Raw genomic sequence first — 15219 nt, 5'->3', positions numbered from 1 at the left:
CTTCCAACAGATAACCTAACTAGTTTATAGTTTGTCAACAGTCTGAAACTCCTTTAAAAGGAGTTTAGGAGGTGTTCATCGCTCTAATTAATAAAGTGTCTTATTGTTGTAAACATACTTAATTATTATTGGCAATTTATTCCTTTATTGTTACTCCGTAATGAGTAAACCATACATGAATTTGTGCAAGGTGAGCCAGAAGCTGTGGACCTGTCATCAGTTGACCAAACCAAGGAACCTGAAAGGCTTTTCCTTCCGAGGATACAATGTCTTGCAGCTTCTTTTTATCGAAAAATTCAAGAAGTGGACTAGTATTATCTTGTAGAATCTCCTCCAGCCAATTTCTGACCAGTTTTGTATAAACAGGATGGTGGGTCTTTGGATAGGGACTCTTCTTGCGATAGAGAACTTCCTCTGGCAATATTCCTTCCAAAGCCTTCCGCAATATCCCTTTCTCCCTATTGCCATGCATTTTCATTTCCCAAGGGATATTCCAAACGTATTCTACTAAACGATGGTCTGCAAATGGGACTCGGACCTCAAGGCTTGCTCCCATACTCATCCTATCCTTCCGATCTAGGAGAGTTGTCATAAACCATATCATATTCAAATAGAAAAGTTCCCGCCTACGAGATTCCAATAGGCTTTCCCCTTCTAATCTTGGCGTTTCCCTCACGGTTTCTTCAAATTTGGATGTAATATATTCATCCAGCTTCAACTTTCTACTCCATTCCGGTCGGAGTAGCTCCATCCTTGCCTGTGTCGAACGCATCCAGGGGAAATTACTAGAAGCCAAGTCCTCTGGTCTATGAAACCACGGATATCCACCAAAAATCTCATCGGCACATTCCCCTGAAAGGCTAACTACATAGTTTTGTTTTATTTCCCGGCAGAACCATAACAGCGAGGAATCAATGTCCGCCATTCCCGGTTGGTCCCGCACTAGGACGGCTTCTTTTAAATAGGCCGCGAGATTTGTTTGTGATATGACGGAACGGTGATGTACCGTCCCAAAGGTTTCTGTCATCCTTCTAATCCATTTCTCATCGGAGTTTGGCTGGAACTCATTCGCTTTGAAATATTTATCGTTTTCCTCGTAATCAATGGAATACGTATTTAATGGCGGCTTTCCTTCCCTCTTGAAAGCATTGGCAGCAATCGCGGTTATCGCACTTGAATCAAGTCCCCCCGAAAGGAACGTACATACCGGTACATCCGATACCAATTGCCTTGTCACCGCATCGGTAAATAAGTAGCGGACCTTTTCCACGGTTTCGTCGAGCGTGTCCGTATGTGGCTTGCTTTCCACATTCCAATAGCGCTTTATCTTTAATCCGCCCCTTCTCGATAATACAAGAAGGTGAGCCGGACGGAGTTCCTTTATATCATGGAATAATCCATGGCCAGGAGAACGGGATGGACCAAGACCAAAGATTTCTGCCAATCCATCATATCCGACTTTGCTTGATACATCCGGATGGGCGAGCAGCGCTTTTAATTCCGATCCAAAAATGAATACCCCCTGTGATTCATGGTAGAAAAACGGCTTCACCCCAAGCCGGTCCCTCGCGATGAACAATTGCTCTTTTTCTTCATCCCAGATCGCAAACGCAAAAATTCCATTCAAATGGTGGACACATTCTTCCTTCCATTCCATATAGGCAGTCAGCAGCACCTCTGTATCAGAATGACCACGGAAAGAGTATCCCCTCTTGAGAAGCTCCCTTCTGATGTCCTCTGTATTATAAAGTTCGCCATTGTAACAAATGGTAAACTTCTTTTCTGCTTTCGTTCTTGTCATCGGCTGTTTGCCGCCCTCCAAGTCGACAACAGCCAGTCGTTTATGTCCAAATGCCACATGACGGCCCATCCAGACATTAGTATCATCAGGCCCACGAAACGATAATGTTTCCGCCATTTTTTCCACTATATCCTTCTGATCTTTAATATCCTTTTTGAAATCAATCCATCCTGTAATACCACACATATTGTCCCATCCACTCCTTTGCTTTAAGCAAACTACGGCTGTTCTATACTATGCCGGGAGTGCTTATACCATGAACTTAAGAAAGAGTTTACGTAACGATTCCATGTAAGTCTTCCTTCCAGTGGGTTGAGAAGATTTAATTCCGATTCGGAACTTTCATCTTTCCGTTTAAAGGCAGGCAAAGTAGGGAAGAATGGCAGAAAACCCAACTTCATAACTACTGGAGGAAATGATTGTGAATCTTCAAAAACGAAAAAGCATCATCTACGAGCAAAAACGCTCTTTTTCTTGTGGGACAATTGAGAATATAAATGACCAGTGGATTTTTTTTGAGGCAGAGGATGATGAAGCATTTTTGCTAGAGGAGATTTCTGAAGAGGGCATTGAGATCCTTCTTTCCAATGAGTGGGTACCTGGTGTGCTTCTGGAAACCGGGCAAGTAATCTTACATACGAAACATCTATATGAATTGAATAACGGGGATGCAGTTCGAGTCCGCAAAAAGCTTCCACAACCTTACATGGAACTGTTAGAGGAACTTTCAGAGGATGCTTTCACGAAATTCACCACATTATTAAATAAGTCCAACATTTCACTTTATGACTGTATTTACTGTCACAATACAATGCAGTTTATGGACCATGTGAAAGAACCATCGGGAGTGAACTTCTTGGTCTACGATAATGAAACATTTATTTGCTCCGTTCAACACCATTTTACTCGGGGTAAATCGATGACAGACCGCTTTGAATACACTCTCCAGACAGGGAAACGGTATATGTTTACAAATATGGAACGCAGAAAAGCGGAATAACTCCATAGAAAAACGTGATCCGGTTAACTGCGAATCACGTTTTTTGTGTTAGTAATAAGCTATTTTCGTAAACTTGTTGCTTTTTCGTATTTATAAACCAACCGTTATATTCCTTATTGTCGTGCTCTTTTCCCTGCAGAGACAATGTACTACATCCACATTCTAGGGTAAGTAAGCAGTAAGAAGTTCAATTGCCGACTTTTTACTACAGGGTAGCAACAATCTTTGAGAAAAGAGCTTAATGATATTACATCGGTAAACTAAAGCCCAAATGGATGATATAAGCTAAAGCCAACACGAATAGTATCCATACTACAACAGTAGACTTTCCTTTTCTTGTACGGACAGAGATCATCTCCATCAAACCGATTACCACGATACCCAATACCATTTTCAATACATATTGTCCATTTGTAATCCAGCCCCAGCCAAGCTGCAATCCCGTTACAACAATCAATATGTAGAACAATCTCAATACCATCGATGTGATTTTAGCACCTTTTTCTTTTCCTACCTTTGTCAGTACAAGCACAACAACAAACAAAATGAGTGCGATTGCCCATGTGGAAATATGCGCATGTGTCATATTTTCTAACCTCCTTCTTTCAACTCAAAACTACTTGTATCATACCATATAGACGAAAAAAAACTAAATAAATTCCCCTAATATAAGAATTTGTATGTTAACCAAGCTCTTTTTTCTAAATAGTTGTTACACTTTAATAAAAAGTCAGCACTTGGACTTTTTACTGTTCATCTACTCTAAACGAACCAATGCTATACTTCTGTAAATACAGGAAAAGAGCACGTCAGTACGAAGTATAACAGATAGTATGATTTTTAGTAAAAACAACAATTTTTTCGAAAACAGTCACTAACAATGATATAATACCTTTGAAAGCCATTACATTGATTAGATGGAGGTATTCCATATATGACAACCAAAACGCATGACATCATCAGTATCACAGAAAAATTCGGTGCCAATAACTATCACCCGCTACCAATCGTCATCTCAAAAGCAGAAGGGGTTTGGGTGGAAGATCCGGAAGGCAACAAGTACATGGATATGTTAAGTGCCTATTCCGCCGTTAATCAGGGGCATCGTCACCCGAAAATCATACAAGCCTTAAAAGACCAGGCAGATAAAATTACGCTGACATCCCGGGCTTTTCATAATGACCAGCTTGGGCCTTGGTATGAAAAGATGGCTAACCTCACAAAGAAAAACATGGTACTACCTATGAACACCGGTGCAGAAGCTGTGGAAACAGCAGTAAAGGCTGTTCGTCGCTGGGCTTATGACGTAAAAGATGTACCTGTCAACCAAGCAGAAATCATCGTTTGTGAAGACAATTTTCACGGCCGTACGATGACCGCTGTATCCATGTCTTCCAGTGAAGAGTATCAACAAGGTTTCGGTCCTATGCTTCCTGGAATCAAGGTTATTCCTTACGGTAGCATCGAAGCGCTTAAAGGTGCAATCACACCTAACACTGCCGCTTTCATTTTTGAACCAATCCAAGGGGAGGCCGGCATTAATATCCCTGCTGAAGGATTCCTTTCTGAAGCTTATGAAGTTTGTAAAGCCAACAACGTATTGTACGTGGCCGATGAAATCCAGGCTGGCCTTGGACGTTCAGGTAAACTTTTCGCTTGTGACTGGGAAAATGTCGAGCCTGATATGTACATATTAGGAAAAGCGCTTGGCGGAGGGGTATTCCCGATCTCCTGCGTAGCAGCGAACAAAGACATCCTTGGTGTTTTCAACCCAGGCTCCCACGGCTCCACTTTCGGAGGAAACCCATTGGCTTGTGCTGTTTCAATGGCGGCACTGGAAGTTCTTGAAGAAGAAGAGTTGGTTGAGCGTTCCTTTGAACTTGGTAACTATATGATGGAAGAGTTACGTACCATCAATAATCCTATAATTAAAGAAGTGCGCGGTCGCGGACTCTTTATCGGTGTGGAACTGACAGAGGCAGCTCGCCCTTATTGTGAAAAGTTAAAAGAAGAAGGTTTATTGTGCAAAGAAACGCATGAAACGGTAATCCGTTTTGCGCCGCCTTTAGTGATTTCCAAGAAAGATCTGGATTGGGCAATTGGTAAAGTGAAGCAAGTATTATCTGTTTAAAATACAAAAGCTGTCCGAAGGGTTTTGAGAGACCTTTGGACAGCTTTTATTTAAAATGATCATCCTGAATAGTTGATTCCATTTCAGACGCTAGTCAAACCACAACATTCTTCAATGTTCCCATTTTTTCCACACTTACCTCTACCATATCTCCCTTTTTCAAAAAGCGAGGAGGTTCAAAGCCTTTTCCAACTCCAGCAGGGGTTCCGGTTGCTATGACATCCCCAGGCTCCAAGGTCATCCCCTTTGAAAGGGTGGCGATGATTTCAGGTATCGAGAAAATCATCAGTTCAGTAGATTCACGTTGGCGGACCTCCCCATTCACTTTCGTTTCCAACATCAAGCTATGTGGATTTTCAATAAATGATTTATGGACAATTGCCGGCCCCATCGGACAAGATCCATCCAGACTTTTCCCTAAAAAGAACTGTTTATGCTTTTTCTGCATATCCCTTGCAGTAATATCATTGACGATGGTGTAACCGAATACGTGATCCATGGCATTCTCCATAGAAATGCCCTTGCCTGATTTACCGATGACAATAGCCAGCTCCCCTTCATAATCCAATTGGTCTGTAAGATTTTCATGGCTTTCAATGGAAGCACCTGGGCCTATTACAGAAGTAGGAGCCTTTGTGAAAATCATGATATGCTCAGGGATATCCCCTTCACTTCCCATTTCAAGAACATGGTCACGATAGTTTTTTCCAACACAGAAGATGTTCTTAAGCGGCTTTGGGATAGGAGCATGAAGATGAACTTCCTTCATCGGATAAAAATAAGATTCAGAGTCCCTTTGCATAAAGACTCGATCTCTTAACATGGAAACACTTTCGACAAAGGACCCTCCCTGTTCTATTCCTCCCAATAGGGTGGATGGCCATACTGTCCCATTACCTAATTCTTTCTGTGCTTTGTGTAGATCAAGTACATAATGTTGAGCCTCATCAGTTAATCCAATTCTTATCTCACCTTGTATTTCCATCGTTACAAAATGCATTTTTCATTGATGCTCCTCTCTCGTCACACATGATTTATGTAGTAATTTGTTATATTATGACTTGTTTTATCGAAGTGCTTTTTTTCTTGGATAGACCGTGCCATAATAGGGACAACCGCTTGCGTTACTTAATCTTATCGTAATGGAGTAGAAGAAAATGTTGGCATTAAAAATCGAATTAAAAAGACAGCAAATGATTCATTGCGCAAAAGAATACGGATTTACTGCGTCACAAACTGTCAGATGCAGTCAGGAATTAGATGTACTGCTGAATAAACAATCGCAACAGCAACTTCGTCTAATGGAAAATCAAAATAAATATTCCTTTGCACAATGATTAAGATGTGAGGCATATGCTCACATCTTTTTAAATTTTGGTCTGTTGCCGTAAGTTCCAACTCTCCATAGCCATTCCATCGGTCCATAATAGAAATTATACACCCATATTCTACTGATAATAATTTGGAAGACATATATTCCTAGTACAAGCCAGAGTCCTTGAAACGGAGTGAATGAACCATATAACCCTAATCCATAACTGTAAAAAATCAAGGAACATACAACAGATTGGAACAAATAATTGGTCAAGCTCATTTTCCCTACATATTGGAACGGAGATAACAGCTTTAACCCTAAGCTCGTTCTGGTAACCAATACAACCGTAAGGAAATAGAACACTGCACTTGCCGGACCACCTATGCCATCTTGTAAATATTCCGTAGCATAGTTTTGTTGCGTATAATACGGAAGCAGCTTAAAGATCAGTGCCAGGACAAGAGTTAATAGCCACAGCTTTTTCATTCCTGATAGATGCTCTTCCACTTTTTCTAGCCAGTTCGATTTAGCTGCTGCTGCCCCAATAAGAAACATTGGCAATACGGAAAGCACGATAAAAAAGAAGTTTGCTATATTAACAAAGGACCAATCGGAAATACGCTGTTTGGTTATCTCCATAAACGTTCCATTCGCATATACCTCCAAAGATTGTCCAACATTCCCTTTTAATGTGGAATAGAGATCTGCGTCCCCCATTGTCATGGACACAAGAAGCATTAATAACGATAACAGGATTGTTGGTATCACAATGAGCAAAAGCCCCGTCCACACCATTGCTTTTGATGACATATTCCTCATCACTAATAATAGAAATCCGCATAATGCATATGTAATAAGAATATCCCCATGCCATATGAAGAATGCATGGATCACTCCTATCACCAGCAATACGATTAGTCTCCTAGAAAAATATTTGGGTACAGATAGATTTTTCTCAGCCACCCTTTTTACAAAAATAATAAATCCATACCCAAACAAAAACGAAAATAGTGTGTAAAAGCTTGCCTGAGCAAGAATATCCACGCCATTCATTACAACGATGTCCCTGGTTTCTGACCAATATGTTTTCATGTTCACATACAGCATTGGTGAAAAGAACGAAGGCATATTCACTAGGAAAATACCTAATATCGCGATCCCCCTAATAATATCCAATGCTACAATTCTCTCTTTTTCTTGTATCGGTGCCGCTTGCATCCAGATTCCTCCCTCTTGCCTCTTTAATCTCATACAGAACATTATAGCTTTTTTTCCTTAATATTCCTATCATCAAATGCACTTGATTGCCGATTACAATTATACACTCACAATACCGGGCTAATGTCATAGGATATAACAATAAGCGCACAGAAAAGGAGTAAACGTTTATGCCAGCAATCGTCGGAGCTGTAAGTGTTAACAGCATCGGTAACTCCGGGATATTTCATATCGGGGACGTTTTCCAGATGTCTCCGGTCAGTTCAGCTAAAACATTTGCAGGAGCCGGAAGCTTTAATACAGGAGACAATATTTCAGTAAGCAACACCAACAGCCAGACAAATACGTATGACCAGGACGTCAATGATCAACCAGTGGCGTTAAATATGTAGATCAAATGCAAAGGGTGCCTGTTCAGCGGCGTACAAACTGGACTGATCCGTATGGACACAAAGAGCGAAAGCGATTCGATGTTGAGCTTATCGTAAGGAGGGAAGGGAAGTTTGATAGACGCTGGCTCCTAGAGCTAGACAATATATATTAAGGAGGGGCCTATATGTCATCCAATTTTTTTATCAACCAAAACATCGTCATCCACCATTTAAAAATTGGTGGAATCACAAACTCTTCTGTTTTCCAGATAGGTAGTGCCGGGGTCATTAAATCCTTATCTAATCTTTATAACACAGGAGGATTTGTGGAACCCGCCCCGGTAAGTAGTGCCGAGATAGCCCAAGGACAGCAAGTTGGCTCAAGCACAGACACTTTAGGACCTTTTGTCCCCTTAACAGGTACAGAGTGATTTTTTCTTCTGGGCATTCACCCATTTTCGAGAGTTGCATAAAGTATTAGAGATGATTCTCAAGACCTTAGCAAACCAAGGAAAGAGGTGGGTCGCATGTACAATAACTATCAGTACTTTTATCAATCACAACAACAGATACAGCAGCTTCAACAAGTAGTTGAAAACCAGACCAAGCAGATCTCCACCCTTGAGGAGCTAGTAAAGCTTATGCAAAAGGAGATCATCCAATTAAAAGAAAAACCAAGTATGAACATAGAAAGAATTGAGTATAAATTTGATCAGCTTAAAGTGGAAACACTCGAGGGTACATTAAATATCGGCCTGACCCCCGGGTCATCGGGTGAGATCGAAGACTTCATCGTTACCCAAAACAACCTGGAAGTCCCGGTTTCACAAAGAAACCAAAATCTTGCAAAAGGAATAGAAGCAGATTTACGGGAGTATTTGGAGAAAAACGGGGAAACGAAAATCAAACACATTGCAAAACAGCAAGGCAGGACCTTAGAGGATCATTATTATGATTTTATGATCCAAGATGTAAATAAACAGCTCCCTTCCCGTGTCAATCACAAGTTGAATACCATCACGGCAGAAGCTGTTCAAAAAGGTTATAACGATGAAAAAATTAAAGAGATCACCATCCAACAACTACAAGGCGATATGGATAAAGCCTTTGCAGCCTTTATTCAAAGCCTGCCTCACCAAAAATAAATATGCGTGGTGTTAATCAATGAATTTTCAAGTAACAAATCACAATCTGCAAGTGGATAATATCAATATTCTAGGGGTCTCTTCCTCCTCCATCTTTCTAGTTGGAGATACTCAGAATATCTGCCTATCTTCCTATTTTGATACTCCTCCGGAATCATTAATCATTGGCCCTTTTGTTCCACTTACTACGGAATAGGCCATGAGGATTTCCAGAGTAAATGAAATCAATCTGCATTCTTTGTCATTCAGTTCTTATTTTCACATTGGTGATTCTTGTTATATTAACGCCAAATCTCAAGCACTTGCGGTCAAACGGGAGTTCCCAAAATTTTATGGAAATGAAGGTGATTTTTCTGATTTCCCCATTTTCACCTTGGAATACCCATTGCCAAGGGTAACGGAGAACGTGAATATGTCTGTTTCAAATCCAAATCCGAACATTTGCGTCAATCATATCACAGTAAAGGGTGTATCCTCTTCCTCTGTCCTGCAGGTCGGATCCTCCCAGACAATTTGTGCAGAAGTAAGAATCAAACATATCAGGCAACTTTTAGGTCCTGAAGTGCATCAAGCGATGGGTATTCCTATAAAAAGTGCAATTAGGGATGAGGAGGAATAGCGGATGCCTTCTATTATTGGCCCTGTAAAAGTGACTAGTATCGGTGGGGGTACCATTAATTTCGGGGACACCTTTTATATTAGCCCAAAAGGTACCGGAAAGACCAGCGAAGGTTCCGGTGGGTCCAACACCGGAAATATTATTAATACAAATAGCGGACTTAATGCTACCAATACGATTGATCCTGACTTGACGGATCAGAACGTCAGCGGGAATAAATAAACATCTCCTTCACCTTTTAGGCTAGATTTCATATAGTGTAAGTATCAAAACAAGGCGGTTCGTTGTGTCGCGGTCCAAAACTGCGATAACAGAAACGGCCGACAACAAAAGGATGTTCTGCATGCCAGCTATCGTAGGTCCGGTCGCCATCAACAGCGTAGGCGGAGGAGTCATCAACTTCGGGGATTCTTTCTATATTTCTCCCAAATCCGCCTCCAAAACCTCAGCAGGATCCGGTGCACTTAACACCGGAAACTTCGTCATCACCAACAACGGTCTCAGCGCCACCAACACTATCGACCCTGACATCAATGACCAGGATATTGTGGCGAATAAATAAAAGCCGTGCCCACGCAAGTGGCACGGCTTTTGAATTTAGCGTCTTTTCTTTCGTTCGTTTGATTTGCGAGTTAGTGGTATTTTGGTGGACGGCTGTTTTTGGATCCATTTAATGAAGGAAGTGATCTTCGGGTCATCCTTCAAAAGGAGAACTGTATTCAGACGTGTGGCAAGTTCTTCATTCGTGTAAAGAGCATGTATCTGCTTATGACATGGAATACAAAGATTTGCCGTTGGAAGAAAGGTTCCCCCCATTTCCTTCGGGATCAGATGATGGACCGTTATTTCCACTTCTTCCCTTTCACAAAGCTCACAGGTTCCAATGTCCCGCTTTTTCTTTTTTGCCATTTACACCCTACACCTCCAACAGTCAGAATCATAAGCCTCACCCTCTTATACCTTCAGATACAGACAAAGCATCATAAGTTCTCCAATGTTACCACAGAACCTACGCCAGAAGACTGTGCAGGTGTAACCACCAATCGTCTTGGCAGGCGTGCTCTTAGCTCTTGGACATGAGAAATCACTCCTACGGCAAGGTGGTTGGATTGAAGCTTTTCTAGTGCGGTTACCACTGCATCCAACAATTCGGAGTCCAATGTGCCAAAGCCTTCATCAAGGAAGAAGAATTGTAAAGGATACTCACCACGCAATTGGATTTGTGCGGACAATGACAACGCGAGGGCTAAAGAGGTCAAGAATGTTTCTCCACCCGATAGAGAAGAAACCGGTCTTCGTACCCCGCCATTAGCATCATCACGGATAATAAATCCTCCTTGGGAGTCCATCTCCAATGCATATCTCTGTCGTGTAAGGTGACCCAATCTTTCCGATGCATCCCTGCTTATTTGTAGCAGTTGTTCTTCAGCCAAATATTCTACAAAACTGTTCCCTTTAAAGACAGCTTGGAGTTTTTGGTAAGCCTGCGTCTCTTCTGTCAACTTTGCCTTCTTTTCCTCGAGAGAACGGTAACGTTCATTACGTTCTTTTATGGAAGTAAGGTTCTGTTGAACCGCACTTTTTCTTTCTATTTCTTCCCGCAATTTTTTCCGTGCAAACTGCAGCTGCTCCTGCAATTCTTGCCATTGTGTTTCTTCCAGTCTCTCTGTCCCTATTAGTGCATTCAATCTGGACAGGTCCTTTTCAACAGCTTTTCTTTCTTCCCAATATTGTTCAATTTGTTTCTTCCATTGATCCTTATAATCTATATACGCAACTGCTTCCTCCACTGCATCCATAGAGGTGAAAATGGATTTTTCTAAATCAAGTTTCCATTTTTCTTGGATATTCTCGAGCCGGGACTTGGTCTCACGTACCATCTGTTCACTTTGCGAAGCAGCTTTCTCCCTTTCTTGTGCATGCTGCTGTGCGGAAGTCCATGTTTGGTAGTCTTCCCTTTCCCTCTCATTTAAACTGTTCACTTTAAGCTCAACGCGTTTCAGCTCATCTTGAATATTATTTTCCCCCACAATGGATTTTACCTCTTCTTGGGTTTCCTTTATACGTGAGTTTAGTTGGTCCAGGTTTAAACTTTCTTGATACATGGATTTTTCCATTTCCATTTTCATTTCTTGCACTTCTTTTAATTGTTTCTCTTTTGTTTCGATAAAATCAACGCTTTTATTGATTCTTTCCTGCAACTCCACTCTGCGCTTTTCCGTCTCTTGTGCAGCCTGATAATTCCCATCAATCTCTTCAAAACTCTCCTTCTCGAAAGCTTTGTGCCACTGCTTCTTTTTATTTTCAAGTTCCTGCCTTGAACTTTCTTCGCGCTTTTTCCACTCTTCCCGTTGCTCTATATAGCTAGAAGAAAGCTTGGCAGTTTCTTGAAATGTTCCGGACCAGGATTTAAGGAAATGGTCCGCTTGCTCTTTCTTTTCATGCAGTTGGATAAGGTCCTGGATCAATGATTTTTGCTCCGTTAAAATTCTGCGGTATGTTTCAGCAAGCAGCCCAGCAGCATCTGTCGACTCGTCCATTTCCTTTTTCCACTTGTCCACTTTTTCGAAGGATTCCTTCGGGCGAGGAAGTTCCGTTTCCCCTTCAAGATCTCGATGAAGCTCGGAAGCCAATTGCTCTAGTCTGAGCTTGATTTTCAGATTCTCCTGCTTTTGCAGAGATATTGCAGATGGAAGTTTACCCATTTCACTTTCCTCTATACTGCTGGCTACCTCTCGATGTCCTTCCTGAGAAGCTACTCCAGGATGATTAGTGGATCCACAAACGGGACACGCTTCGCCTTCTTCAAGCGATCTGGCCAGTTCCATGGCTAGCTGATGAATTTTGGCGTCTTCTGCAAGCTTTTGTTCCGCCTGCAAGAATTGTTCGGTCTGTCGCTCCAACCAATCTAACCATTGTGCCATTATGGAAGCTTGGTCATAATGCTTCTCTGTACGTTGAAAGATTTCCAGTAACGTTTCTTTTCCCTTTTGCAGGTTTGCCTCTGCTTTTTGGTTCTCCGCTTGAAATGCCGAGATTTTATTTTGCAGGCTTCGAACCTCAGCACCATTTTCCAGTACTTTTTTCTCCATATGCAAAATTTCCTGTTTGCCCTCAAATGCCTTCTGTAACAATTGCAGACGGGCAGGTGACTCAGCAGTAGACGCAAGCTCATCCTTTAATACTTTTTGCTTTTTAATCGCCTTGACATATATATCTTTTTCTTTCTCTTCCTGTGCTTCTATTCTAGAAAGCTTTTCTTTTTTAGATGCTATAGAATGTTGTAGCTCCACTACCTTTGGCTGATATACAGATAAGCCTTCTTCAAGCTTCAGGGCACGCACCAATTTCTCTTTCTTGGACAGCAAGACAGGCAAATCCGTTTCTTTCTTTTGCCGTGCCGCTTCATAGCTTTTCACCGATTTTTCCAATGTTTCTTTCGCAGATGCATTGGCAGCCTGGTCTTGAATGCTCTTTTGCCTCCATTGAGCTATAACTTTCTCGACTTCTTTCAAATCTTCCAATAACGGCTTCAAGTTCTCCGCTTGCTCTGCCAAGGTATAGGAAACTTCCAGTTCCTTGATGGAAGCTTCCTGTACTAAGAAAGTCTGAAGCTTCTGTTCCACTTGTTCCCTTTCTGTCTGCCATTCCCATTGTTTCTTTTTACTTTCAAAAACATTTTCCATTTCCTGAAGTGCTTCTTCTGCCGCATCGACGAGTGCTCCTACTTCTTTAAACGCTTTTTCCGCTTCTTTCACCGCTTCATCTGTTGCCTCGCCCAAACCCAGCTGCTCGGCATGGATCTCACCAAGGAGCCTTGTTTTCTCCTGCAATTCTTCCTTTATTTTTCGAGAGAGCTGATCTCCATATTTCTCTAGCTGAAATAGGCGTTGCAGCATCTGTCTTCTGTCTGCACCTTTCAGTGATAGAAACTCCGCGAATTTTCCCTGTGGCAGGACAACCGCCCGGGTAAAGTCATCAATTGTAAGCCCCAAAATTTCTTGGATGGCATGATTGACTTCACTTGCCTTATCAGCGATGACGATATGTTTATCGTCCTTAACTTCCGTCAATCGGGATATTCCCGATTTGACGCGGATATCATCCGTACGCTTAAAAGTCCGCTCCACCTTGAATCGTTGCTTCCCATTGGCATTTTCCAATTCAAATAGGAAGGATACCTCCAACAGATTCTCGGCATGATTCATGATACCCTGTGTATTATTCGAGGCACGCTCCACTTTCCCGTACAGTGCGAGTGTCATGCCATCTAAAATGGATGATTTTCCGCTTCCAGTAGGTCCGAAGATACCGAAAACGCCCCCTTCACAGAGCGATTCAAAGTCAATCACCTGTTTCTCACGAAAACTGTGCAAGCCTGTGACCGCTAATGAAATTGGTTTCATGCTTGTTCCTCCTTCACCGATTCATCTTGTAATAAGGAGAGGAATAACCGGACCAATTCCTCCTCAGGCTGTGCTCCACCTGATTGTTTTTCATAGAATTTTACAAATAGCTCTTCAATTGGAACACTATCCATTTTCACAGCTTTTCGTTCCTCCACCATTTCCGGAAAAATAGGACGAATATGCAGGATTCCATCGTGATGTTTGCGGATGCGGTGAATCTCTTCCATGGATAACGCATGCGTCACATGAATTTCAAGGTCAACCCAGGCATGATGGTCTTTCTTTTCCTCCAGCCACCCAAACACCTGCTGAACACCTTCTGCCGCTTTCCATCTTACAAGGGGCTTACCACTTGATAGATAGATTTCTTTTGTTTCCACCTCTGCACCAGGCTTTGCATCGATGATGGTGACACTTTTTGTATATCCAGCCTCAGAAAAACTATAGGCGAGGGGAGAGCCGGAATACCTTGCAGCCGTTTTAGCACGTTTAATAGTCTGAGGACGATGGAGATGGCCAAGTGCTACATACTGCGCCTGTGCCGGTAGACTTTCCGCTGCAACCGTGAATGCCCCGCCTACCTCGATCGGCCGTTCCGAATCGGAGGAATTCCCACCTGCCACAAAAAGATGGCTCATTGCAACATTAACCGTCTTTTCCGTGAACTCTTCACACATCTTCCCGAAAAATTGACGTATTCGCTCATCATATTGATTGCGGATGACCTTTTCATCAAACTCTTCGGAAAGCACCTCATTTAATCTCGATTCAGATGGATAGGGCAAAGAAGCAAGCTTGAGGGTTTCATCTGTAGTAGGAATGTAGATTTTCTGAACGTCCATGGTGGGGTAACCAAGCAAGGATATATTCTGTGAGCTTGCAAGAGGTCTGGATGCCGAAAGACGGTCTGGATTGTCATGGTTGCCAGCAATGACCGCCATCGGCCTTTTCCCATTGTTTGAAAGCTGTTTAAGTGATTCATAGAATAGTACTTCCGCTTGAGCAGGTGGATTGACCGTATCATACACGTCTCCAGCCATCAGAATAACATCTACCTTTTCGTCCTCTACTATTTGCAAAAGTTCTTCCAAAAATTGTGCCTGCTCTGGCAACCGGCTTCTTCCCTCCAATGTCTTACCGAGGTGCCAATCTGCAGTGTGAAGTATTCGCATTTTCCTCTTCCCTTCCATAAAAGAGGCTCAAGCAACAA

Annotated in this window: 17 protein-coding genes; 10 read left to right on the top strand and 7 right to left on the bottom strand. The window is 42.1% G+C overall.

All coding sequences use genetic code 11. From position 1 onward, the window contains the following. Positions 1-136: 136 nt before the first annotated feature. Entirely contained in the window at positions 137-1987 is a 1851-nt protein-coding gene (gene asnB / locus MKY77_RS07385) for an asparagine synthase (glutamine-hydrolyzing) (RefSeq protein ID WP_339149592.1), read from the bottom strand. Between the two features lie 235 nt (positions 1988-2222). On the opposite strand from asnB, the gene MKY77_RS07380 reads away from it, so the two are divergent. After that, the gene (locus MKY77_RS07380; protein WP_339149591.1) at positions 2223-2801 is read left to right on the top strand and encodes a DUF2777 family protein; all 579 of its coding nucleotides are present in this window, start codon (positions 2223-2225) and stop codon (positions 2799-2801) included. Positions 2802-3048: 247 nt separating this feature from the next. Here the strand turns inward: MKY77_RS07380 and MKY77_RS07375 are convergent, their stop codons facing one another. Next, positions 3049-3387 (bottom strand): DUF1516 family protein, encoded by a 339-nt coding sequence (locus MKY77_RS07375; RefSeq protein ID WP_339149590.1) that lies wholly within the window; start codon positions 3385-3387, stop codon positions 3049-3051. Between the two features lie 348 nt (positions 3388-3735). On the opposite strand from MKY77_RS07375, the gene MKY77_RS07370 reads away from it, so the two are divergent. Continuing rightward, positions 3736-4932 carry an ornithine--oxo-acid transaminase gene (locus tag MKY77_RS07370; protein ID WP_339149589.1) on the top strand — a complete coding sequence of 399 codons (1197 nt, stop codon included), beginning with the start codon at positions 3736-3738 and terminating at the stop codon, positions 4930-4932. Positions 4933-5026: 94 nt separating this feature from the next. On the opposite strand, the gene MKY77_RS07365 is transcribed toward MKY77_RS07370, so the two are convergent. After that, positions 5027-5932 carry a fumarylacetoacetate hydrolase family protein gene (locus MKY77_RS07365; protein ID WP_339149588.1) on the bottom strand — a complete coding sequence of 302 codons (906 nt, stop codon included), beginning with the start codon at positions 5930-5932 and terminating at the stop codon, positions 5027-5029. Between the two features lie 157 nt (positions 5933-6089). Here MKY77_RS07365 and MKY77_RS07360 point away from each other — a divergent pair, with 157 nt between their 5' ends. Continuing rightward, positions 6090-6269 carry an aspartyl-phosphate phosphatase Spo0E family protein gene (locus MKY77_RS07360; protein ID WP_339149587.1) on the top strand — a complete coding sequence of 60 codons (180 nt, stop codon included), beginning with the start codon at positions 6090-6092 and terminating at the stop codon, positions 6267-6269. Between the two features lie 20 nt (positions 6270-6289). Here the strand turns inward: MKY77_RS07360 and MKY77_RS07355 are convergent, their stop codons facing one another. Further along, complete coding sequence (locus tag MKY77_RS07355) at positions 6290-7465, bottom strand: DUF418 domain-containing protein (protein ID WP_339149586.1); 1176 nt, start codon at positions 7463-7465, stop codon at positions 6290-6292. 170 nt (positions 7466-7635) lie between these two features. Here MKY77_RS07355 and MKY77_RS07350 point away from each other — a divergent pair, with 170 nt between their 5' ends. The 7 genes from MKY77_RS07350 (at position 7636) to MKY77_RS07320 (ending at position 10162) form a co-directional block, all read left to right on the top strand. Then, positions 7636-7857 (top strand): spore germination protein, encoded by a 222-nt coding sequence (locus MKY77_RS07350; RefSeq protein ID WP_339149585.1) that lies wholly within the window; start codon positions 7636-7638, stop codon positions 7855-7857. Between the two features lie 164 nt (positions 7858-8021). Further along, complete coding sequence (locus tag MKY77_RS07345) at positions 8022-8267, top strand: spore germination protein GerPB (protein WP_339149584.1); 246 nt, start codon at positions 8022-8024, stop codon at positions 8265-8267. A 96-nt stretch (positions 8268-8363) separates the two neighbouring features. Then, positions 8364-8981 carry a spore germination protein GerPC gene (gene gerPC, locus MKY77_RS07340; RefSeq protein ID WP_339149583.1) on the top strand — a complete coding sequence of 206 codons (618 nt, stop codon included), beginning with the start codon at positions 8364-8366 and terminating at the stop codon, positions 8979-8981. A 19-nt stretch (positions 8982-9000) separates the two neighbouring features. Beyond that, a complete protein-coding gene (locus tag MKY77_RS07335; RefSeq protein ID WP_339149582.1) occupies positions 9001-9177 on the top strand; it encodes a spore gernimation protein GerPD in 177 nt (58 codons plus the stop codon). A gap of 3 nt (positions 9178-9180) precedes the next feature. Then, positions 9181-9600 carry a spore germination protein GerPE gene (locus MKY77_RS07330; protein WP_339149581.1) on the top strand — a complete coding sequence of 140 codons (420 nt, stop codon included), beginning with the start codon at positions 9181-9183 and terminating at the stop codon, positions 9598-9600. Between the two features lie 3 nt (positions 9601-9603). After that, the gene (locus MKY77_RS07325; RefSeq protein ID WP_339149580.1) at positions 9604-9822 is read left to right on the top strand and encodes a spore germination protein; all 219 of its coding nucleotides are present in this window, start codon (positions 9604-9606) and stop codon (positions 9820-9822) included. A 121-nt stretch (positions 9823-9943) separates the two neighbouring features. Beyond that, positions 9944-10162, top strand: a complete 219-nt coding sequence (locus MKY77_RS07320) for a spore germination protein (protein ID WP_237661491.1) — start codon at positions 9944-9946, stop codon at positions 10160-10162. A gap of 35 nt (positions 10163-10197) precedes the next feature. Here the strand turns inward: MKY77_RS07320 and MKY77_RS07315 are convergent, their stop codons facing one another. The 3 genes from MKY77_RS07315 to sbcD all read right to left on the bottom strand — a co-directional run bounded on the left by MKY77_RS07315 (position 10198) and on the right by sbcD (position 15181). Beyond that, the gene (locus MKY77_RS07315) at positions 10198-10509 is read right to left on the bottom strand and encodes an HNH endonuclease signature motif containing protein (RefSeq protein ID WP_339149579.1); all 312 of its coding nucleotides are present in this window, start codon (positions 10507-10509) and stop codon (positions 10198-10200) included. A 71-nt stretch (positions 10510-10580) separates the two neighbouring features. Continuing rightward, positions 10581-14006 carry an SbcC/MukB-like Walker B domain-containing protein gene (locus tag MKY77_RS07310; RefSeq protein WP_339149578.1) on the bottom strand — a complete coding sequence of 1142 codons (3426 nt, stop codon included), beginning with the start codon at positions 14004-14006 and terminating at the stop codon, positions 10581-10583. Then, positions 14003-15181, bottom strand: coding sequence for an exonuclease subunit SbcD (gene sbcD, locus MKY77_RS07305; RefSeq protein WP_339149577.1), 1179 nt, complete (start codon positions 15179-15181; stop codon positions 14003-14005). The genes MKY77_RS07310 and sbcD overlap by 4 nt, the downstream gene beginning before the upstream one ends. Positions 15182-15219: the final 38 nt, after the last annotated feature.

The organism is Sutcliffiella sp. FSL R7-0096, assembly GCF_038595065.1.
Classification (GTDB): domain Bacteria; phylum Bacillota; class Bacilli; order Bacillales; family Bacillaceae_I; genus Sutcliffiella_A.
The sequence above is the reverse complement of the archived record's forward strand: the minus strand, read 5'-3'. Positions and strand labels throughout refer to the sequence as shown.